This is a genomic window from Sphingomonas aquatilis, assembly GCF_014196115.1.
Taxonomy (GTDB): domain Bacteria; phylum Pseudomonadota; class Alphaproteobacteria; order Sphingomonadales; family Sphingomonadaceae; genus Sphingomonas; species Sphingomonas aquatilis.
In genome coordinates this window covers 282,984-304,311 of sequence record NZ_JACIDB010000002.1, presented here as the reverse complement: position 1 = coordinate 304,311, position 21,328 = coordinate 282,984, and the positions used below count along the sequence as shown (strand labels likewise).

Annotated in this window: 20 protein-coding genes; 7 read left to right on the top strand and 13 right to left on the bottom strand. The window is 67.8% G+C overall.

What is annotated here, in order from left to right:
• The 7 genes from GGR47_RS07420 to glmM all read right to left on the bottom strand — a co-directional run bounded on the left by GGR47_RS07420 (position 1) and on the right by glmM (position 7,263).
• Positions 1-885 (bottom strand): bestrophin family protein, encoded by an 885-nt coding sequence (locus GGR47_RS07420; RefSeq protein WP_017980102.1) that lies wholly within the window; start codon positions 883-885, stop codon positions 1-3.
• A 77-nt stretch (positions 886-962) separates the two neighbouring features.
• Entirely contained in the window at positions 963-2,018 is a 1,056-nt protein-coding gene (gene folP / locus GGR47_RS07415; RefSeq protein WP_147036075.1) for a dihydropteroate synthase, read from the bottom strand.
• A 313-nt stretch (positions 2,019-2,331) separates the two neighbouring features.
• A complete protein-coding gene (locus tag GGR47_RS07410; RefSeq protein ID WP_147036179.1) occupies positions 2,332-3,486 on the bottom strand; it encodes a site-specific DNA-methyltransferase in 1,155 nt (384 codons plus the stop codon).
• Positions 3,487-3,660: 174 nt separating this feature from the next.
• The gene (locus GGR47_RS07405; RefSeq protein ID WP_147036180.1) at positions 3,661-4,329 is read right to left on the bottom strand and encodes a ribonuclease HII; all 669 of its coding nucleotides are present in this window, start codon (positions 4,327-4,329) and stop codon (positions 3,661-3,663) included.
• Entirely contained in the window at positions 4,317-5,141 is an 825-nt protein-coding gene (thiD, locus tag GGR47_RS07400) for a bifunctional hydroxymethylpyrimidine kinase/phosphomethylpyrimidine kinase (RefSeq protein ID WP_147036181.1), read from the bottom strand. The genes GGR47_RS07405 and thiD overlap by 13 nt, the downstream gene beginning before the upstream one ends.
• Before the next feature lie 557 nt (positions 5,142-5,698).
• A complete protein-coding gene (locus tag GGR47_RS07395) occupies positions 5,699-5,923 on the bottom strand; it encodes a DUF1272 domain-containing protein (protein ID WP_147036182.1) in 225 nt (74 codons plus the stop codon).
• Positions 5,923-7,263, bottom strand: coding sequence for a phosphoglucosamine mutase (gene glmM, locus GGR47_RS07390; protein WP_147036183.1), 1,341 nt, complete (start codon positions 7,261-7,263; stop codon positions 5,923-5,925). The genes GGR47_RS07395 and glmM overlap by 1 nt, the downstream gene beginning before the upstream one ends.
• Before the next feature lie 58 nt (positions 7,264-7,321).
• Here glmM and GGR47_RS07385 point away from each other — a divergent pair, with 58 nt between their 5' ends.
• On the top strand, positions 7,322-8,572 hold the full coding sequence (locus tag GGR47_RS07385) for a dicarboxylate/amino acid:cation symporter (protein ID WP_147036184.1): 1,251 nt from the start codon (positions 7,322-7,324) through the stop codon (positions 8,570-8,572).
• Between the two features lie 75 nt (positions 8,573-8,647).
• On the opposite strand, the gene GGR47_RS07380 is transcribed toward GGR47_RS07385, so the two are convergent.
• Entirely contained in the window at positions 8,648-10,462 is a 1,815-nt protein-coding gene (locus tag GGR47_RS07380) for a peptide MFS transporter (RefSeq protein WP_147036185.1), read from the bottom strand.
• Positions 10,463-10,579: 117 nt separating this feature from the next.
• Between GGR47_RS07380 and GGR47_RS07375 the strand changes: the two genes are divergently transcribed.
• The 3 genes from GGR47_RS07375 to GGR47_RS07365 all read left to right on the top strand — a co-directional run bounded on the left by GGR47_RS07375 (position 10,580) and on the right by GGR47_RS07365 (position 11,972).
• The gene (locus tag GGR47_RS07375) at positions 10,580-11,149 is read left to right on the top strand and encodes a nitroreductase family protein (protein WP_147036186.1); all 570 of its coding nucleotides are present in this window, start codon (positions 10,580-10,582) and stop codon (positions 11,147-11,149) included.
• Positions 11,150-11,225: 76 nt separating this feature from the next.
• Positions 11,226-11,582, top strand: coding sequence for a GntR family transcriptional regulator (locus GGR47_RS07370; protein WP_017980112.1), 357 nt, complete (start codon positions 11,226-11,228; stop codon positions 11,580-11,582).
• Between the two features lie 66 nt (positions 11,583-11,648).
• The gene (locus tag GGR47_RS07365) at positions 11,649-11,972 is read left to right on the top strand and encodes an excalibur calcium-binding domain-containing protein (RefSeq protein WP_147036187.1); all 324 of its coding nucleotides are present in this window, start codon (positions 11,649-11,651) and stop codon (positions 11,970-11,972) included.
• On the opposite strand, the gene GGR47_RS07360 is transcribed toward GGR47_RS07365, so the two are convergent.
• Positions 11,969-12,787 carry an arylamine N-acetyltransferase family protein gene (locus GGR47_RS07360; protein ID WP_147036188.1) on the bottom strand — a complete coding sequence of 273 codons (819 nt, stop codon included), beginning with the start codon at positions 12,785-12,787 and terminating at the stop codon, positions 11,969-11,971. The two genes, GGR47_RS07365 and GGR47_RS07360, sit on opposite strands and share 4 nt — an antisense overlap.
• Before the next feature lie 628 nt (positions 12,788-13,415).
• The gene (locus tag GGR47_RS07355) at positions 13,416-15,134 is read right to left on the bottom strand and encodes an acyl-CoA dehydrogenase family protein (RefSeq protein WP_147036189.1); all 1,719 of its coding nucleotides are present in this window, start codon (positions 15,132-15,134) and stop codon (positions 13,416-13,418) included.
• Positions 15,135-15,170: 36 nt separating this feature from the next.
• Between GGR47_RS07355 and GGR47_RS07350 the strand changes: the two genes are divergently transcribed.
• Complete coding sequence (locus tag GGR47_RS07350) at positions 15,171-16,094, top strand: L-threonylcarbamoyladenylate synthase (RefSeq protein WP_244305058.1); 924 nt, start codon at positions 15,171-15,173, stop codon at positions 16,092-16,094.
• 387 nt (positions 16,095-16,481) lie between these two features.
• Here the strand turns inward: GGR47_RS07350 and GGR47_RS07345 are convergent, their stop codons facing one another.
• The 3 genes from GGR47_RS07345 to GGR47_RS07335 form a co-directional block, all read right to left on the bottom strand.
• Complete coding sequence (locus GGR47_RS07345; RefSeq protein ID WP_017980117.1) at positions 16,482-17,348, bottom strand: flagellin N-terminal helical domain-containing protein; 867 nt, start codon at positions 17,346-17,348, stop codon at positions 16,482-16,484.
• A gap of 81 nt (positions 17,349-17,429) precedes the next feature.
• A complete protein-coding gene (locus GGR47_RS07340; RefSeq protein WP_147036190.1) occupies positions 17,430-18,296 on the bottom strand; it encodes a flagellin N-terminal helical domain-containing protein in 867 nt (288 codons plus the stop codon).
• Positions 18,297-18,425: 129 nt separating this feature from the next.
• Positions 18,426-19,328, bottom strand: coding sequence for a flagellin N-terminal helical domain-containing protein (locus GGR47_RS07335; RefSeq protein ID WP_018250613.1), 903 nt, complete (start codon positions 19,326-19,328; stop codon positions 18,426-18,428).
• A 317-nt stretch (positions 19,329-19,645) separates the two neighbouring features.
• On the opposite strand from GGR47_RS07335, the gene GGR47_RS07330 reads away from it, so the two are divergent.
• Both GGR47_RS07330 and fliE read left to right on the top strand, forming a co-directional pair.
• Positions 19,646-20,965, top strand: a complete 1,320-nt coding sequence (locus GGR47_RS07330; protein ID WP_024310346.1) for a sigma-54 interaction domain-containing protein — start codon at positions 19,646-19,648, stop codon at positions 20,963-20,965.
• Positions 20,962-21,327, top strand: coding sequence for a flagellar hook-basal body complex protein FliE (fliE, locus tag GGR47_RS07325; protein WP_017980121.1), 366 nt, complete (start codon positions 20,962-20,964; stop codon positions 21,325-21,327). Before GGR47_RS07330 ends, fliE begins: the two co-directional genes overlap by 4 nt.
• The last annotated feature ends 1 nt before the right edge of the window (position 21,328 follow it).

The following is a 21,328-nucleotide window of genomic DNA, read 5'->3' as shown; positions in this document are numbered from 1 at the left end:
TTACCAGAGCACGCCCTTGACCGGGGTCAGCGGCGGCGGCGCCTCGTCACCGATCGACTGGAGCAGATCGATCTCGATCGTCCGGCACATCGCGGTCAGCGGCAGATCGTGAACCGTATTGGCGAACGGATCGACCAGATCGTCACCGATCGCGAGCACCGCCAGGAACATCAGCCCCGCCACCGTCGACCCCAGCGGCGTCGCGAAGCCCAAGGTCTCGACGAGGCCGATCGGCAGCAGGATGCAGAAGACGTGGGTGAACAGCGTCGGGAAGAAACGGAACTGGTTCGGCAGCGGCGTATTCTTGAGCCGCTCCATCCCCCCTTGCGAATTGGCGATGTCGACCAGGGTCGATTCCATCCGCGTCTGCTGGATCGTATCGATCAGCCCGGCGCGGCGCGCATCGTCGATACGGCGGCCGGTGCCGTCGAGCAGGCCGTTGGCAATGTTGGTGCGGGCGAGCGCCGGCTCCGCCTCGCCGCGCGACAGATATTTCAACACCTGTTCGTCGACCGGCTGCTTGCGCAGCTGACAGCGTAGCGCGTTCACATAGGCGATCTGGCGCAGCACGATCGTGCGGCGCAGGTCATGCGCCTCTTCGGCCGGCAGGAAATTGCGCGCTTCGCGGCTGATGTTGCGCGAGGCATTGATCATCAGCCCCCACAGCGAACGCCCTTCCCACCAGCGCGCATAGGCCGAATTGGCGCGCGTGCCCAGGAACAGCGCCAGCACCGACCCGAACAGCGTCAGTGGCAGCGACGGCGCCTTGAACGGCAGGACGTAATAGGTGACCGTGACGATGACGTCCCAGACGAACAGGAGCGTCAGCGGCTTCCAGACCTCGGCAATGATACGGTTCAGTCGAGGGGAGGATGCGACGATCATGGAACCTCACGAATGATGACGGAGCGGCCATAACGCACATCCGCGCGCTATGCTGCACCGCAACACTATTTTACTGTTCAGCCACCCGCGAGGGCCCGGTCGCGCAGGCCGCGCCACACGCGCAGCGCCTGAACCGTTGCGGAAACGTCATGAACGCGCAGGAGTTGCACGCCGGCTTCCGCCCCCTTCAGCGCAAGCGCGAGACTGCCGCCGAGGCGCGCCGCCACCGGGGCTTCGTTGTCGAGCGCGCCGATCATCCGCTTGCGACTGGCACCGAGCATGATCGGGCAGCCGAGACCGTGGAACAGCGCGAGGCCGTTGAGAAGCGCGAGATTCTCCGACAGCGTCTTGCCGAAGCCGATGCCGGGATCGACGATGATGCGCGATCGGTCGATGCCGGCGGCCATAACCGCGGCGATGCGCGCGTCGAGCCAGTCGAACACCTCGGTCAGCACGTCGCGATAGCCGGTGCGGGCGTGGCCACCCTCCTTTGGGTCGGGCGAGTGCATCAGCACGACGGGGCAACCGGCCTGCGCTACGACGGCGAGCGCGCGATCGTCCCAGAGCAACGCGGAGACGTCGTTGACGATCTGCGCGCCGGCGGCGAGCGCGGCTTCCATCACCGCGGCCTTGCGGGTGTCGATCGAGACGAGCGTGCCGCTGCGGGCGAGGCGTTGGACGACCGGCTGGATGCGGGCGATTTCGTCGCCCTCCCAGACCTGCGCGGCGCCGGGCCGGGTGGATTCGCCGCCGAGATCGATCAGCGCTGCGCCGGCCGCGGCCATGTCGACGCCGGCCGCGGCGGCGGCGGCGGGGTCGGCGCTGTGCTGGCCGCCGTCGGAGAAGCTGTCCGGCGTGACGTTGAGGATGCCGGCGACGAGCGGCTGGTCGAGGCGGAGCGTGCGGTCGCCGAGGACGAGCGGTGGGCGCGGTGAGGTGATCGCGGCGTGGAGCGTCTGGGCGCGTTCGCCGAGGGTGGCGATATCGGCAACCGGGACGGTGCGTTTGGCGCCGTTTTCGCTCACCTCATAGGCCGCGAACCATTGCAGGCCGCCGGCGAGGCGGGCGACGCTGCCGTCGGGCTGGGTGACGGGGGTGTCGACGAACTGGACGGGGCGGAGGTGGAGGGTCATCGGTCCCGTGTCCTTGCTGTGGGGCGACAAGGCAAGAGGCGGTCGGTCGAGACAACGGGGGCATCGCTTACCGCCCCCTCCGTCACCGCTTTGCGGTGCCACCTCCCCCTGGCGGGGGAGGAGTTTGGTGTCGTTCACCCTCTTTCGGACCGCCCTCCGTCACCCCGGACTTGTTCCGGGGTCCACCGGGCCGCAAGGGGGTGGCAAGAGGCTCAAACCATCCCCCTCGCCGCGGAGTGGACCCCGGAACAAGTCCGGGGTGACGGGGGGAGACAGGCACTCGCTCCTTCCCCGGCTTTTGCCGAGGGGGACCTTACGGCTGCGTCGCGAGCAGGTAGGTCTGTCTCAGCGTGTCGATCGGCTGGAGCTTGCCGCCGGCTTCATGCTGCCAGAAGGTCCAGCCGTTGCAGGCGGGTGCGCCTTGCAGCGTCGCGCCGAGCTTGTGGATCGAGCCGCTGGCGCCGCAGTCCGACAGCAGGCTGCCGTCGGCGCGGACCGTCACGCGGAAGCGGCGCTTGGTGTCGGTGAGCACCGCGCCGGGCTGGAGATAGCCGTTTTCGACCAGCACGCCGAAAGCGACCTTGGGCTGCTGACGCGGCGACTGCATCGTCGACAGTGCCGATTCATCGAGCGGCAGCGCGGCGGCGATGCGTTCCTCGGCGGCGGCGATGTAATCGCCCTCACGCTCGATGCCGATCCAGTGGCGGCCCAGGCGCTTGGCGACCGCGCCGGTGGTGCCGGTGCCGAAGAACGGGTCGACGACGACGTCGCCGGGCTTCGTGCAGGCGAGCAGGATGCGGTAGAGCAACGCCTCGGGCTTTTGCGTCGGGTGGACCTTCACGCCGTCCTTCTTCAGGCGTTCCTGCCCACCGCAGATCGGGAATTCCCAGTCGGAGCGCATCTGCAACTCGTCGTTCAGGGTCTTCATGCTGCGGTAGTTGAAGGTGTATTTCGCGCCCTCGCCCTTCGACGCCCAGATGAGCGTCTCATGCGCGTTGGTGAAGCGGGTGCCGCGGAAATTGGGCATCGGATTGGCTTTGCGCCACACGATGTCGTTGAGGATCCAATAGCCCAGATCCTGCACCGCCGTGCCGACGCGGAAGATGTTGTGATAGCTGCCGATCACCCAGATCGAGCCGGTGTCCTTGAGGATGCGGTGCGCCTCGGCCAGCCAGGCGCGGGTGAAGGCGTCATAGGCGGCGAAGGTGTCGAACTTGTCCCAATCGTCGGTGACGGCATCGACATGGCTGCCGTCGGGACGGAACAGCTCGCCGCCCAATTGCAGATTGTAGGGCGGATCGGCGAAGATCATGTCGACCGACTTGTCGGGCATGGCGCGCATCGCCGCGATGCAATCGCCGCGGACGATCTGGTCGAGCGGCAGCACGCGCGTGTCGAGCGGCGCCGCCACCTTGCGCACCGTCGCGCGCGCAACCTTCGGCTGCCTGACCTTCTCGATAACCGCCATCACGTCCCCCTTGGACCCCTATTCGCGTCAGATGGTGGACTCGCGTCAAGGCCTGAGTGGTTAACGATAAAGCTTGCCATCCCGTTAAGCGGCCCGACCAACGACTCGGCCCCGCAAGATATGGGAGCGGCGATTCCGCGCGTCCCCCAGCGCTGGGGGTGTGACTCAAAAGACTCAGCCATGAAATTGGTTAGCGGCAGAGGCGGTAAACAGCGGTCCCGCCGCCGCATCCGGCGTGATTCGCGCGTAGGCGGCCGCGACGGGCGCGAAGCTGCGGCGGTGAATCGGGGTCGGCCCGTGTTCGAGCAGCGCCGCCAGATGGTGTTTGCAGCCGTAGCCCTTGTTCGAATGCCAGTGATAATGCGGGTGAACCGCGGCATGTTCGAGCATGATCGCGTCGCGCGTTTCCTTGGCGAGGATCGACGCAGCGGCGATCGACAGGCTGTGCGCGTCGCCGCTGACGATCGCCGTCGCCGGGTAGGACCAGCGCGGCAGGCGGTTGCCGTCGACCAGCACATGGCCGGGATCGCAGCCGAGCTTGAGCGTGAGGGCATCGACCGCGAGCGTCATCGCCTTCATCGTCGCCCAATAGATGTTGAGCGTATCGATCTCGTCCGCCTCGACGATGCCGATGCCGAAGACGGCGCGGGTCTGGATCAGCGTGCAGAGGCGAGCGCGTTCGGTGGCCGAGAGCTTCTTGGAATCATCGATGCCGCGCGGAATGCCCTTGGCGGGCAGCACCACCGCGGCGGCGACGACCGGTCCGGCGAGCGGGCCGCGCCCCGCCTCGTCCACCCCGGCGACGGGGGGCAGGCAGGCTTTTTCGTGCTTCAGTCCGGGCATGTAGCGGCGATCGTGGCAAAGGGCGTGACGCCCAACGTGTGTCCCATAGGGCCATGCCCTGCGCCAAGCCCGGGTGCGGCGGCAAGCGCGGCCTGCACATACGCGATGGCCCGCCCCACGGCGTCGGCAAGCGGCAGCCCGGCGGCAAGACCGGTGGCGATCCCGCTCGCCAGCGTGCAGCCGGTGCCGTGGGTGTGGCGGGTGTCGATCCGCGGATGGGTCCAATGCGCGATGACGCCCGAGGCGTCGACCAGCCGGTCGTGGACGATGTCGCCCTCAGCATGGCCGCCCTTGACCAGCACGGCCGCACCGATCCGGGTGGCGAAGGCGATGGCGGCGGATTCGACATCCTCGTCCGCGAGCGTTTCGACGCCGCACAGGACGGCGAGTTCGGGCAGGTTGGGCGTCACCACCGCGGCCAGGCGCGCAAGCCGTTCCATGGCCGCGATGGTGCGGTCGTCGGCAAGGCGCGCGCCGCTGGTCGCGATCATGACGGGATCGAAGACGATGCGCCCGCCGTACAGGCCGTGGGCGAGTTCATCGGCGACCGCAGCGACGGTGTCGGCGCCGCCGATCATGCCGATCTTTACCGCGTCGATCCCAATGTCCTCCGCAACGCAGGCCATCTGCCGCACCACCGCCTTCGCCGGAATTGGAACGACGTCCTCTACGCCCAACGTGTTCTGCGCGGTGATCGCGGTGATCGCGCTCATGGCGTGGCCGCCGAGCATCGTGACGGTCTTGATATCCGCCTGGATACCGGCGCCGCCGCCCGAATCGGAACCGGCGATGATGAGGACGCGGGGGATCATGAATGTTTCCGGAAGTGGACGAAGTGGACGGTACGTAATGTCCGGACTCGCTCCCCGTGCTGGGGCGTGGCGATGACGATGGCGGGGGTGTGGCTTGTCGGGTGAGCCATAAGGGTGTGCCATGGCATATTTGGGGGCGTGTAGGACAGCGGTTTTGGTTCGCGCGAAGACGCGAAGACGCCAAGGGGTTGCGTGGGTGGCGGCGGGGCCGCGGGTGAGGTTTCTTTGCGGCTTCGCGGCTTTGCGTGAACCATCGGCGGTGCGTGTGGCGATGGAGATTGGGTTCGCGCGGAGACGCGGAGACGCGGAGGGTTGCGCGCGTGGAATGAGCGCCGTGTTTCGCGGGCGGGGTCCATTGTCGAACCGTTTTGGTGAGAGCTGCCGCGGATCCTTGCGCTACACCTCCGCGTCTCCGCGTCTCCGCGTGAACCAAATTTATTCGTCATCCCGGCGCACGCCGGGATCCATGGTGGTGGTGAGGTCGCGGTGGTGTGCCGACGCTGGTGGCGCCGTGTCCATGGATCCCGGCGTTCGCCGGGATGACGAAGGGGGCGGGATCAGCCCTGGAAGCGGCGTTCCGTGCTGGCCGGGTTCGCCTTCAGCAGTTTGCCGAGCCGCGTCGGGCGGTCGAGGAGTTCGCCGCTGCAATTGGGGCAGCGTTCGTCCATCGCGTCGGCGCATTCGGTGCAGAAGGTGCATTCCATCGAGCAGATGAACGCACCCGGTGCGTCGGCGGGCAGGTCCATGCCGCAGCGCTCGCAGTCGGGGCGCATTTCCAGCATCAGGCGGCGGCCTGTCGGACGGCGTCGCAGATGCGGTCGACGAGCGTTTCGACCTGACGCGCATCGTCGCCTTCCGCCATCACGCGGATCACCGGTTCGGTGCCCGACGGGCGGATAACGAGGCGGCCGGTGCCGGCGAGCTCGGCCTCGGCGGCGGCGATCACGTCCTTGACCGACTGCGCCTCCAGCGGCTTGCCGCCGGCGAAACGGACGTTCTTGAGCAATTGCGGCAGCGGTTCGAAGCGGTGCAGCACTTCGCTGGCCGGTGCGCCGGCGCGCTTCAACTCGGCGAGCACCTGCAATGCCGCGACGAGGCCGTCGCCGGTGGTGCCGTAATCCGACAGGATGATGTGGCCCGACTGTTCGCCGCCGACATTGTAGCCCGACGAGCGCATCTTTTCGAGCACGTAGCGGTCGCCGACCGCAGTGCGGACGAGGCCGAGGCCCTGCGCCTTGAGATGCCGTTCGAGGCCGAGGTTCGACATGACGGTTGCGACGAGCCCGCCGCCCGCCAGCCGGCCGCGGCGCGCCCAGCCGGCGGCGATCGTCGCCATCAGCTGGTCGCCGTCGATCACCCTGCCCTGTTCGTCGACGACGATCAGGCGGTCGGCATCCCCATCCAGCGCGATGCCGATGTCGGCACCCGATGCAACGACGGTTTCGGACAGCGTCTGCGGCGCGGTGGAGCCGACGCCATTGTTGATGTTGACGCCATTGGGGGTGACGCCGATCGCGATGATATCCGCGCCCAATTCCCACAGCGCGGAGGGCGCGACCTTGTACGCGGCGCCGTTGGCGCAATCGATGACGACGCGCAGGCCGTCGAGGCGCAGGTCGGTGGGGAAGGTGTTCTTGGCGAAGTGGATGTAGCGCCCTTGCGCGTCGTCGATGCGGCGCGCGCGGCCGATCTGCGCGGCGGGCGCCAGGGGCACCTCGCTGTCGATCAGGCCTTCGATCGTCAGTTCGGCCTCGTCGGACAATTTGTAGCCGTCGGGACCGAACAGCTTGATGCCATTGTCGGCGAAGGGATTGTGGCTGGCCGAGATCATCACGCCGATGTCGGCGCGCATCGTCTGGGTGAGCATCGCGACCGCGGGCGTCGGCAAGGGTCCGACCATGATGACGTCCATGCCGGCGCTGGTGAAGCCCGCGACGAGCGCGGATTCGAGCATATAGCCCGACAGGCGCGTGTCCTTGCCGATCAGCACGCGATGCTTGTGATCGCCGCGCTGGAAATAGGCGCCGGCCGCCATGCCGACCTTCATCGCCATCGCCGCGGTCATCGCGCCCGCGTTGGTCAGCCCGCGAATTCCGTCGGTGCCGAAGTATTTCCTTGCCATCGCGTGGTTTCCGTCCCGCTATGCGTTTTCGTGTTTTCCCGATGCGCCAAGGAACCCGATGTCGCAAGCCACCCGTATCCTTCTGGCGCTCGTTGCCGGCATCGCGCTCGGTATCCTGGGGGTCGCGCTGAACCGTGACGCCGCGCTGGCGGTGACGACCGTTACCCAGCCGATCGGCGAGGCGTGGCTGCATGCCCTGCAGATGGTGATCGTGCCGCTGATCGTCGGGTTGCTGGTGACGGGGATCGCCGCGACTGCCGAAGCCGCGCGCGCCGGGCGGATTGCGGGGCGCGCGGTGGCGCTGTTCGTCGTGGTGCTGTGGGGGACGACATTGATGTCGGCGGCGGTGATGCCGCTGCTGCTGGATGCCTGGCCATTGCCGGAGGCATGGTCGCAGGCGCTGCGCGCGGCGCTGACCGCGGCGCCGGTGATGGGCAAGGTGCCGACGCTGGCCGATTTCTTCAACACGATCGTGCCGACCAATGTCGTGGCGGCGGCGTCGGGTGACGCGTTCCTGCCGCTCACCGTGTTCACGCTCGCCTTCGCCTTTGCGATCACGCGGCTGGAGGCGGAGTCGCGCAAGCGGCTGACCGACCTGTTCCAGAGCATCACGGACGCAATGCTGGTCATCATCGGCTGGGTGCTGAAGCTGGCGCCGATCGGCATCTTCGCGCTTGCCTATGGCGTCGGCGCGCGGACGGGCGCGGCGGCGTTCGGGGCGCTGGTGCATTATATCGTTTTGGTGTCGACGATCGGCTTCATCGTGCTGCTGGCCGGCTATGTCGTGGCGCGGGTGTTCGGAGGCGTGCCGGTGCGCGCCTTCGCCAAAGCGGTGGCACCGGCGCAGGGGATCGCGATCAGCACGCAATCCTCGCTCGCGTCGCTGCCGGCGATGCTGAAGGGATCGGAAGCGATCGGCGTGGCGCCGGCGACCGCGGGGATCGTGCTGCCGGTGGCCGTGGCGATATTCCGCGCGACGAGCCCGGCGATGAACCTGGCGGTGGCGCTATATGTCGCGCACTGGCTGGGGGTGCCGATCGGGCCGGGACAGCTTGCGGCCGGGGTGGCGACCGCGGCGATCACGACGATGGGGTCGGTGTCGCTACCGGGGACGATCAGCTTCTTCGCGAGCCTGGCGCCGGTGGCCTTTGCGATGGGCGTGCCGATCGAGGCGCTGGGCTTGCTGGTGGCGGTGGAGACGGTGCCGGACCTGTTCCGGACCGTGGGGAATGTGACGATGGACGTCGCGGTGACGAGCGTGGTGGGGCGGGCGAAGAGGCTCGACCAGAATCCGTCACCCCGGGCCTGACCCGGGGTCCCGCTTCTGTAGCCGCAGACAGAAGAAGCGGGACCCCGGCTCTGCGGCCGGGGTGACGGGTTTGCGTTACTTCACGCCGTGCATCCACTTCTTGAGCGGCCAGGACAGCAGCAGCAGGACGATACCGAGGCCGATCGCCCACTCGGCGATGAGGGTGAAGACGCCGTTGTAGGTGTCGAGGCTGACCTTCAGGTTCGTGACCTGCCCGCCGACGGTTTCGACGCTGGCGACCTGCGCGATCATGCCGGCGAAATATTGTGCGACCGAGATCGACAGGAACCACACGCCCATCATCAGGCCGACGATGCGCGCGATTGACAGCTTGGTGATCATCGACAGGCCGACCGGCGAGATGCACAGTTCGGCGAGGCTGTGGATCAGGTACAGCCCCGCGAGCCACCAGATGCCGACCTTGAAATCCGGCCCGACGAAGCGGCTGCCGAAGACGAGGAACAGGAACCCTGCGCCGACGCCCATCAGCGCGATGCCGAACTTGACGGGAATCGACGGTTCACGGCCCGCAGCGGCGAGCTTCGTCCACATCGCCGCCATGACGGGGGCGAAGAGCACGATGAACAGCGCGTTGAACGTCTGCGTCTGTCCGGCCGAGATCGGATAGCCAAAGATGTGGAGGTCGGTGTTGCGATCGGCGAACAGCGTGAGGCTGGAGCCGGCCTGTTCGAACAGCGTCCAGAACACGACGTTGAAGGTGATGAGCACCATCGCCGCCAGCATCATCTGGAATTCGGTGCGGCTGCCCGACACGAAGCTCCAGATCAGGATGCCGGGCACCGCGATGATGAAGGTGCCGAACAGCAATTTGCCCATCAGCGGCAGCGCCAGGACATAGGCGACGATCGAGCCCGCCCCCGCGGTCGATTCCGCGCTGTTCATCAGGTTGACGAACAGGAGGTAGAAGAGCGGGATACCGATCAGCGCCGCGGCATAGATGCCGAGCGTCCGGTTGGCGGGCTGGCCCGCGGGCTGTTCGCCGTAACCGGTCAGGCGACCGCCATCGAACTGGATGAGGATCCACGAGAGCAGCATGCCGAGCGCGGCGAGGCCGAAGCCCGCCCACCAGCCGAGCCCCGCCCACACGCCCGGAATACCCACCGCGAGCAGCGGGCAGAGGAATTGCGAGAGCAGCGAGCCGAGGTTGATACCCATGTAGAAGATGGTGAAGCCGCTGTCGCGACGGCGATCGCCCTGCGCGTAGAGCTCACCCACCATGGTCGAGATATTCGGTTTGAAGAAGCCGTTGCCGACCGAGATCATGCACAAGGCGATGAGCATCAGCGTCGTGTAGAAGGTGCTGCGTTCGCCGTCCGACGCGAAGCCGCCCTTGGCGATCGTGCGCTGCGGCTGGCCGTCGGCCCCGAGCAGCGCGACGCTGCCGTCGTCATTGCCCTTGATCGCCAGCTTCTGCGTGCCGTCGATGACGTAGCGCGTCTCGACACCGTTCACCTGCGCGACCGCGACGTCGTACCGCTGGCCGTCGATCGTCGCATAGGGCTTGGCGGGCTGGCCGCCGAAGGCGAGCGTGAAATAGCCGAGTGCCATCAGGATCGCGCCGAACTTCACCGCGCGCTTCGACCCCAGATACTGGTCCGCCAGATAGCCGCCGACCAGCGGCGTCAGGTACACGAGCGCGGTATAGCCGCCATACAGGCCGGTCGCGGCGCGGTCGCCGAACAGGAAATGCTGCGTCAGATAGAGCGTCAGCAGCGCGCGCATGCCGTAATAGCCGAAGCGTTCCCACATTTCGGTGGTGAACAGGCGCGCGAGCTGGCGGGGGTGGCCGAACCAGGTCTTTTCGGCGGCCGGATTGATATGGCTGATGTCAGGCTCGCCGCGGTTGTCCGCGGTCGGGGTGTCCACCATTCGTTACGCTCCCTGAACTGTGCCGCATCGCTGCGCACGCATCGTCGTTAATGGTATCAAGAGTAACGACAAAGCCGCGACTGTAAACATCGGCGTCTCGCGGCTATGGCGGCGCCCATGTTCAACGACACCTCCACGCCGCTTTCGTTGCTGACCACGCGCCGTTCCGGCAAGCCGCGCGACCTGACCGCGCCGGGGCCCTCGCCCGAGCAGCTCGAGCAGATGATCGCCATCGCTGCACGCACGCCGGATCATGGCAAGCTCGCCCCCTGGCGGTTCGTCATCGTTGACGATCGCGCCGCGCTCGCGACGCTGATCACCGATGCCTATCGCGCCGAACGCCCGCAGGCGGCGCGGATCGAGATCGAATCGCTGGAGCAGTTCGCGCATCAGGCGCCGGCTTTGGTCGTCGTGCTCTCTTCGCCCAGCACGACCAGCCACATCCCGCGCTGGGAGCAGGAGCTGTCGGCGGGCGCGGCGACGATGAACCTGCTGCATGCAGCGCATGCGATGGGCTTTGCGGGCGGCTGGCTGACCGGCTGGCCGACCTTTTCGGAAGTCGTGCGCGATGCCTTCGGCGGGCCGCACGAACGGATTGCGGGCTTCGTCTTCCTCGGCACACCCGGCCGGCCGCTCGACGAACGGCCCCGTCCCGATCTGGCACGCGTGATCAGCCACTGGCCCTGATCACACGGATTTTAAGGCAGGTTCGGACGGAAAGGTTTGGGATGGACCTTTCACGCGACTGGTGTATTAAACAACCATGACAGCGCTCAGCAACGAGGACAGCCCGGTCTACATCCGGCTGCGTGGCACCATCGCCGCCGGGATCCTGCGCGGCGATTACCGCACGGGTGACCAGCTTCCCTCGGTTCGCGCCTTCGCCGCCGAACATGGCGCCAACCCGCTGACGGTCGCCAAGGCGTATCAGAGCTTTCAGGACGACGGCTATGTCGAGGTGCGGCGCGGCGTCGGCATGTTCGTGCTGCCGGGCGCGGCGGACAAGCTGCGCGCGGCGGAACGCGCGAGCTTCATCGAAAATCAGTGGCCGCGGATCCGGGGCTATATCGACCTGCTGGGGCTCGATGCGGCGGACCTGCTGAACGCCGAACGGGTGTAACGGCAAGCTTCAGGCAAACCAGCGATCCTAAGTGTTTAGCAACACAAGGATGATAACCGAGCGATCATGGATCGCCGGTTTCTCGCATTGACGGCCAGCCTGTCGGCGCTGACGTTCGGCGGTGTCTGGCTGGCGGCCACGCCGCCCGGGACGAGCGCAGCCGCCGACCTGCATGCGCTCCTTCCCCTATCGCCTGCGGCTGAAAGCGCGGCCGTCTATTATTCCGGATGCGACGCGGTGCGGGCGGCCGGCAAGGCGCCACTGTTCCGCGACCAACCCGGCTATCGCCCCGAGATGGACGGCGATGGCGACGGCGTCGCCTGCGAGGTGACGGTCGGCCACGGCGGCTTTTCGGGCGGCAGGGGTTGGCGGCGCTCCGGCCGACGTTAGAACAGCCCCAGCGCCGCCACCTCGTCCGCGGTCAGGTCGATCCCGAACATCAGCGACATGCGCATGCGGTAGACGCGCGGATCAGTGATCTCGCTTTCGGTGTCGTTGTCACCCGCGCGGCGGTGGTAGCGGCGATCGGTCAGGCCGGCAAAGCCGTGGGGCAGGACGATGCTGGCGATCGTCATCTGCGTGAAGCGGCTGCCGGGCGCGGTCGACGTCCAATGGTTGGACAGCGCCAGATCGGCATCGGCGACGGCGGTTTCGTGGAAGCTGTATTGCGGCTGCCAGCCCTCGCCCGTGCCGCGGCCGTCGGTGGAGCCGGCAGCGCCCTTGCGCAGCAGCATCCAGCCGTGTGCGGCGTCGCGCGTCAGACGGAAGCGCGCGCCGTCGGGGGCATCGACTTCCCACCCGTCGACCAGCGCCATGACCGGCGCATAGCTGCCGCCGAAGCCCGCGTCGGCGATCCAGTCCGCGCCGTCGATCGTCACGAGGCTGAACGTGTGGGTGAGCGGCGGCACCTCGGTTGCGCCGAGCCAGACGCGGGCGAGCAGCGGGCGCGTGTCGAAGCCTAAGGCGGCGAGCGCGTCGAGGAACAGGCGATTGTGTTCGAAGCAATAGCCGCCACGCTTGGCGGTGACGAGCTTGGCGAACACGCTGGCGCTGTCGATCGCGATCCCGCGGCCGAGGCGGACGTCGAGGTTTTCGAACGGGATCGCCAACCGGTGTTCGCGCTGCAGGCGGCCGAGGCCTTCGGCGTCAAGGGTCACGCGGGCCGGCAGGCCGATGCGGGCGAGATAGGCGTCGAGATCGAACATGCCTGCGCTTTCGGGACGAATGCTGCGGTTGGCAAGGGTTGGGTGGTGGGTGTTGCCGCCTTTCCTTCCTGCCGCACGGCGGACGCGTGCCGGCGGCTGGGGGTGGAGCTGGAGGCTCTTGCCGTTCCCTCGTGGCAAAGTGGACCCCGGACCGAGTCCGGGGTGACGGTGGGGGCGGGGCGATGCCCGGTCCTTCCCCGCCAGGGGGAGGTGGCGCCGCGAAGTGGTGACGGAGGGGAAAGTCGGCGGCATCCTCCGTTATGAAGGACGTCGCTGACCGCCCCCTCCACCATTCGGCTTGCGCCGAACGGTCCCCCTCCCCCTGGCGGGGGAGGATTTCAGCGCTGTGAAGGCTTCAGTGACGCTCGGTCCGGCGTCATTCCGGGCGGGTGCCCCGATCTTGAGTCTCCTGCCCCCCATGGAGACTTGGGCCCCGGAACGAATGCGGGGTGACGGTGTGGGTGGGGCGGCGCTTATTCCTCCCCCGCCAGGGGGAGGGGGACCGTTCAGCGTCAGCCGAATGGTGGAGGGGGAGGTCGCGGGGCGTCCTGTTATCAGGTGCGCCGCTGACCGTCCCCTCCGTCACCGGCTTTGCCGGTGCCACCTCCCCCTGGCGGGGGATGACTGGTTAGGCGGCGAAGGCTTCGGCTGGGATGGCGTAGAGGACGTCGGCCTTCGCCGTCGCCGCCGCCTTCAGGCCGAGCGCTTCGGGGACGATCTGGTCGAGGTAGAAGGCCACGCTGGCGCGCTTCATCTGGGCGAAGGTTTCGCCTCCCGTCGCGTGGCGGGCTTCGCGTTCCAGCAGCCAGCCGCAGGTCGCGACCGAGGTCATCGTCAGGAAGGGGTAACTGGCGGCGAGCTTGTCGTCGGCGTCCGCGGTGGCGAGGCGGTGGGCGATGGCGTCGACCGCGTCGATCAGCGCGACGAGCTCCGGATGCTGCGCCTCGGCGCGCATGTCGGCGACGAGCGCGGCGAAGGCAGCGCCGTTTTCCAGGCCCAGCTTGCGGCCGACGAGGTCGGCGGCCTGGATGCCGTTGGTGCCTTCGTAGATCGGCGTGATGCGCGCATCGCGGAAATACTGGGCGGCGCCGGTTTCCTCGACATAGCCCATGCCGCCATGGACCTGGACGCCGAGGCTGGCGACTTCGTTGCCGATGTCGGTGCCGTGCGCCTTGGCGAGCGGCGTCACCACCTCCAGCCGATTCTTCGCCGCGGCATCGCCGAGGCCGGCGCGATCGACCTGGCCCGCGGCGTAATAGACGAGCGCGCGGGCGGCCTGAGTCTGCGCCTTCATGCGCAGCAGCATGCGGCGGACGTCGGGGTGTTCGACGATGCGGACCGGATTTTTGTCAGGCGAGCCGGCGCGGGCGGACTGGACGCGCTCGAGGGCATAGGCGACCGCCTTTTGCGTCGCGCCTTCCGCCACCTGCACGCCCTGCAGGCCGACGTTGAGGCGGGCATTGTTCATCATAGTGAACATCGCGCGCATGCCGCCATGTTCGGGGCCGATCAGTTCGCCGACGCAATCGTCATGGTCGCCGAACGACAGCACGCAGGTCGGCGAGGCGTGCAGGCCCATCTTGTGCTCGATCGACACGACGCGCACGTCGTTGAAGTCGCCGGGCGTGCCGTCCGCGTTGAGGCGATATTTGGGGACGAGGAACAGGCTGATGCCGCGCGTGCCGGCGGGCGCATCGGGGGTGCGGGCGAGGACGAGGTGGACGATATTGTCCGCCATGTCGTGGTCGCCGAACGAGATGTAGATTTTCGTGCCCTTGATCGACCATTTGCCGTCGCCGAGCGGCTTGGCGGTCGAACGCAGTGCGCCGACGTCGCTGCCCGCCTGCGGTTCGGTGAGGTTCATCGTGCCCGTCCAGGCGCCGGTGGCGAGGTGGGGCAGATATTGCGCCTGCTGTTCGGGCGTGCCGTGGTGGATCAGCGCCTCGATCGCGCCGACGGTGAGCGTCGGGCAGAGCGCGAAGCCCATGTTGGCGCTGCCCAACGTATCGAGCACCGCGGTCTGGATGGCGAAGGGCAGGCCCTGGCCGCCGAAATCCTCCGGCACGCCGATCGTGCCCCAGCCGCCCTCGACGTAATCCTTATACGCCTTGATGAAATTGGCCGGCATATGGACGCCGTCGGGGGTCCATTTTGCGCCGACCGTGTCGCCTTCGCGGTTGAGCGGCGCCCATTCGCCCGCGGCGAAGCTCGCGACGCCCTCCAGCACGGCATCGACCACATCCGGGCTGGCGGCGGCGAAGCGATCCGTGTTCGCCAGTTCGTCGATCTTCACGACATGCTCCAGCACGAAACGCTGGTCGGCGACGGCGGCGGTAAAGGACATCATTCTCTCCCAAGGATCAGCACGATATAGCGTCGGAAAATGGCCGATCCAAACCCGCGCATCTTACCCTACGGCATGGCCGCGATCGACGAGGCGGCCGCGCGAATCGCCCGCGGCGAATGCGTCGCGGTGCCGACCGAGACGGTCTATGGCCTCGCCGCCGACGCGCGGAATGCGACGGCCGTGGCGGGTATCTATGCGGCGAAGGGGCGGCCGAGCTTCAATCCGCTGATCGTGCATGTGCCCGATCTGGCGGCGGCGGAGCGGCTTGCCGTGTTCGACGCGGACGCGCGGGCGCTGGCGGCGCGCTTCTGGCCGGGGCCGCTGACGCTGGTGCTGCCGCTGCGCGCCGACGCCGGGATCGCCGCGCTGGTGACGGCGGGGCTGGAGACGATCGCGCTGCGCGTGCCGCGGCATCGCGCGATGCAGGCGCTGCTGGCCGCCAGCGGGGCGCCGCTCGCCGCGCCGTCAGCCAATACGAGCAACGGGCTGAGCCCGACGCGGGCGGAGCATGTCGCCAGGAGCCTGGGTGCGCGGGTGCCGCTGATCATCGACGACGGCGCGTGCGCGGCAGGCGTGGAATCGACGATTGTCGCCGGCCGGACGATCCTGCGGCCGGGGCCGATCGCGGCGGCCGACCTGCCCTTCCCCGTGACGCGACGTGCCGAGGGCGCGGCGATCACCGCGCCGGGTCAGCTCGCGACGCATTATGCCCCCGTCAAGCCGCTGCGGCTGGAGGCGACCAAGCGGCGCGCGGGCGAATGGCTGATCGGCTATGACTCTTTAATAGGGGACGACACGCTGTCGGCGTCGGGCGACCTGACAGAGGCGGCGGCGCGACTGTTCGATGCGCTGCACCGAGCCGATGCGAGCGACGCCAGGGGAATCGCGATCGCGCCGATCCCGCATGCGGGGTTGGGCGAGGCGATCAACGACCGGCTGACGCGCGCGGCGCATCGGTAACGGCGCCCGGTTGGGGGCGGTCCACCCGCCCCGCACGCCGCGTCACCCCGGACTGGTTCCGGGGTCCACCGGGCCGCGGGGGCGCGGCTGGAGGCTCTGGCCATCCCCCTCGCCGCGGAGTGGACCCCGGAACGAGTCCGGGTGACGATTTGGGTGGGGCGGGCGGTGCGCGCCACATTTGCCGAACGACATTATGGTCGTCGGAAGACGGTGTGCGTGCGGCGGGCGTTGCGTGCGGCACTACGCCGAAAACCCCGGCGGTCGCTGGCGACCACCGGGGCTCTGGCTTGCTCGACCTTGGGGGACGAGCTCGGTCCGGCGCCGGCACCCTTGGGGGGGGCGGTGCCCGCGCCGAAGTACGCGGTTACTGAAAGTCGTCGACTGCCGTTACTGGAGCAGCTTCATCACGCCCTGCTGGCTCTGGTTCGCCTGGGCGAGCATCGCGGTCGAGGCCTGGCTGAGGATCTGCGCCTTAGCGAGGTTGGTCGTCTCGGACGAGAAATCCGCGTCCGTGATCTGGCTCTTCGCCGCGGTCAGGTTGGTGGAGTTGGTGGTGAGGTTGTTCACCGCCGACTGCAGCTGGTTCTGCGCGGCGCCGAGGCCGGCGCGATAGGTGCTGACCGTCTTCAGCGCGGAGTCCACCGTGGCGAGCGCGGTGTTGGTCGCGGTGGTGAGGTCGATCGACGTCGCGTTGGTGATCGTCGTGTCGTCGGTCAGCTTGTTGAACTTGACGTTCACCGAGTCGGCCGCATTCGCACCCGCCTGGATCTTGAAGGTGCTGTAGGCGGGCGCCACCGGTGCCGGCGCCGCGGTGGCGGCGGTGACCGTGCCGGCCGACGCGTCGAACAGCTTGTTGCCGTTGAACTGCGTGTTGGCGAGCGTCGAGGTGATCTGCGTCGACAGAGCGGAGACTTCGGCCTGCATGTTGGCCTTGTCCGACGTGCTGTAGGTGCCGCTGGTCGCCTGCACGGTCAGTTCGCGGACACGCTGCAGCATGTTGGAGACTTCACCCAACGCGCCTTCGGCGGTCTGCGCCATCGCGATGCCGTCGTTGGCGTTGCGGATGCCCTGGTTCATGCCCCGGATCTGGGCCGTCATCGTATCGGAAATCGCGAGGCCGGCAGCGTCGTCCTTCGCCGAATTGATGCGCTGCCCGGTCGACAGGCGCTGCATCGCGGTGGACAACGCGGCATTCGCGTTGGTGGAGGCATTGGCGGCGCGCAGCGATGCCACGTTTGTGCCGATGACGGTCATGATCGTTCCTTCTGTAAGGGGGGTTAGGAAGGAGCCTCTCCGTCACCACGAAGGTGACGGAGCTGCGCGGGTAGCGGAACCTTACTGGAGCAGCTTGAGCACGCCCTGCTGGCTCTGATTGGCCTGGGACAGCATCGCGGTGGATGCTTGGCTCAGGATCTGCGCCTTGGCGAGGGCAGTCGTTTCGGCCGAGAAATCGGCGTCCGTGATCTGGCTCTTCGCCGAGGTAAGATTGGTGGAGTTGGTGGTGAGGTTGTTCACCGCCGACTGGAGCTGGTTCTGCGCGGCACCCAGGCCGGCGCGGTAGGTGCTGACCGTCTTGAGCGCCGAGTCGACCGTGGCGAGCGCGGTGTTGGTCGCGGTGGTGAGGTCGAGCGACGTCGCATTGGTGATCGTCGTGTCGTCGGTCAGCTTGTCGAGCTTCAGGTTGATCGCATCCGCCGAGTTCGCGCCCGCCTGGATCTTGATCGTGCTGTAGGCGGGCGCCACCGGGGCCGGTGCGGCGGTTGCCGCGGTCACGGTGCCGGCCGACGCGTCGAACAGCTTGTTGCCGTTGAACTGCGTGTTGGCGAGCGTCGAGGTGATCTGCGCGCTGAGCGCGGTGACTTCGGCCTGCATGTTCGTCTTGTCGGACGAGCTGTAGGTGCCGCTGGTCGCCTGCACGGTCAGTTCGCGGACACGCTGGAGCATGTTGGACACTTCGCCCAGCGCACCTTCGGCGGTCTGCGCCATCGCGATGCCGTCGTTGGCATTGCGGATGCCCTGGTTCATGCCGCGGATCTGCGCGGTCATCGTGTCCGAGATCGCCATGCCGGCGGCGTCGTCCTTGGCCGAGTTGATGCGCTGCCCGGTCGACAGGCGCTGCATGGATGTTTGCAGCATCGCGTTGGCGGAGGTGGAAGCATTAGCCGCGCGGAGCGAGGCGACGTTGGTGCCGATAACAGCCATGTGACAATCCTTGGTTGGTTATTGGCACCTCACCGCCGCCCCCCCTGGGCGAAAGGCTGAGCTACCATGTTGGGATACGGCCGGACGCGGTCCGAACTTGCGGAATTTATCCGGCCGTCAGGGAGGACATTACTGGAGCAGCTTGAGCACGCCCTGCTGGCTCTGGTTGGCCTGGGACAGCATCGCGGTGGATGCCTGGCTCAGGATCTGCGCCTTGGCGAGGGCGGTCGTTTCGGCCGAGAAATCGGCGTCCGTGATCTGGCTCTTCGCCGCGGTAAGATTGGTCGCGTTGGTGGTGAGGTTGTTCACCGCCGACTGGAGCTGGTTCTGCGCGGCACCCAGGCCGGCGCGATAGGTGCTGACCGTCTTGAGCGCGGTGTCGACGGTGGCGAGCGCCGAGTTGTCGGCGGTCGTCAGGTCGATGCCGGGGACCGGCGCCGGCGCCGGAGCGGTGGCATCGCCGATCACGGCGGTCAGCGAAGCGTTGTTGGTCAGCTTGTTGAACGTCAGGCTGACCGCGTCGGCGGCGTTGGCGCCCGCCTGGATCTTGAACGTGCTCGACACGGCGACGACGGGGGCCGGCGCGGTGCCGGTCGTGTTGACGGTGCCGGCCGTTGCGTCGAACAGCTTGTTGCCGTTGAACTGCGTGTTGGCGAGCGTCGAGGTGATCTGCGTCTTCAGCGCCGAGACTTCGGCCTGCATGTTCGTCTTGTCCGACGAGCTGTAGGTGCCGCTGGTCGCCTGCACGGTCAGTTCGCGAACGCGCTGCAGCATGTTGGCGACTTCGCCCAGCGCGCCTTCGGCGGTCTGCGCCATCGCGATGCCGTCGTTGGCGTTGCGGATGCCCTGGTTCATGCCGCGGATCTGCGCGGTCATCGTGTCCGAGATCGCCATGCCGGCGGCATCGTCCTTCGCCGAATTGATGCGCTGCCCGGTCGACAGGCGCTCCATCGACGTCTGCAGCGCCTGGTTGGCGGCCGTCGACGCATTCGCGGCGCGGATCGAAGCAACGTTAGTACCGATAACAGCCATGAGAACCTCCATTGGTCTGCGGCCTGTCGCTGCCTCGTTGGCGAGGAAGGCCGAGCCGTCATGGTGGGTAACGGCCGGTCGAAACGGGCTTTAAGCAAAAAAATCGCATGCCATCGGCGATGGCCGGGAACCCGGATTGCGCGGCAGGAGAAAGCACGCGCCCGCATGCAGGCACGTGCGGCGTACGCGGGCACGGGTGCGGGGCGGGCGCGGCGCGCGCGCACGAGCGCCCGGAAATATTTTGCCGGGCGGCAACCGTTTTAACGACCCGTTTACCAGTCTTGCCGCATTTCGACGCTCATCCTTGGGGGATGACCATGCGTTCGATTTTTCCTTCCGCTGCAGTGATGCAGCGCAAATATGCGCTCGTTTCGGGCCTGCGCGCCCAGGGCTTCGGGATCGGATCGTTCGAATCCGGCCAGCCCGCAGCGACCGACCTGTTCCTGGTCGCCGAGGGCGAGGCCCCGCCCGCCCCGGCGCGCACGGTCATCATCGGCGATGGCCCGCGCCATGTCGTGCCCTCGCAGGGCGGCAATCCGGCGCGCATCGCCTTCGGTCCCGAAGACGCCGCGGTCGGCAACGGCTTTGCCCGCGCGCTGGTCGCCGGCCCCGACACGCCCACCGCCGCCGACCCCGAGAGCCTGGCGCTGCTGGCGCTGGCCGAACGCGTCGCGCAGGCGGACATCACCGTCCTGATCAACGGGCCGACCGGCACCGGCAAGGAAGTGCTGGCGCGCGCCATCCACAACAATTCGCCCCGCAAGAACGGGCCGTTCGTCGCGATCAACTGCGCGGCGCTGCCCGAAACCATGCTGGAGGCGCTGCTGTTCGGCCACCAGAAGGGCGCATTCACCGGCGCATCGTCGGGCGGCGAAGGCTTCTTCCGCGCGGCCGACGGCGGCACGATCCTGCTCGACGAGATCGCCGAGATGCCGCTGCAACTGCAGGCCAAGCTGCTGCGCGTGCTGCAGGAGCGCGAGGTGGTGCCGATCGGCGCCTCCGTGCCGCAGCCGATCGACGTGCGCGTCGTCGCCTGCGCCAACCGCGACCTGCAGGCCGAAGTCGCCGCGGGCCGCTTCCGCGCCGATCTTTACTACCGCCTGTCGGTCTTCCCGCTCAGCACCAAGCCGCTCGCCGACCGCACGCAGGACATTCCGGCGCTCGCCGCGACGATGATCCTGCGCCATGCCGGAACCCGCGCGGTGGTGCCGTGGCCGACCGCCGAGGCGGTCGAGACGCTGATCCGCCACGACTGGCCGGGCAACGTCCGCGAGCTGGAAAACGTGATCCAGCGCGCGCTGCTGTTCGCCGGCGGCGACACGATCGAGGCGAGCCACATCGTGTTCGACCGCCCGATCAGCTTCACCTTCCGCGAGACCAGCCCGGTGACGCCGCTGTTCGCAGTCGCGCCTGCCGCCCCTGCCCTGCCCGCCGAGCCGGCGACCTTGGGCAATGTGGTGCAGATGAGCGAATTCCAGGCGATCCGCGAGATGCTGGCCGCGTGCGGCGGCAGCCGCGTCGAGACCGCGCGGCGCCTGGGCATTTCCGAGCGCACGCTGCGCTATCGCCTCGCCAAGGCGCGCGAACAGGGTGACGACCTCGCCCGGCCCGCCACTGCCTGGGCGGCTTCGGCATGAGCGGCGTCGGTGGTGTCGGTGGCGCGATGAGCGTCGACCGCGTGATGCAGCTGCGCGCGCAGATCCTGGAACGCAATCAGGCGCTGGCCCGCGCCGGATCGGCCGAGGGCGCAGCCCCGACGCAGAGCGCCGCGACGAAGCCCGCAAGCTTCGCCGACACGCTGCAAGACGCGCTGAAGGACGTGAACGCCAGCCAGAACAAGGCGAGCGCGCTGTCGGAAAGTTACGAACGCGGTGAGACGGTCGATATCGCCAAGGTGATGCTCGCCCGCCAGGAAGCCTCGGTAGGGTTCGAGGCCACGCTGCAGGTCCGCAACAAATTGCTGTCCGCCTACAAGGACATCATGAGCATGCCGGTGTAAT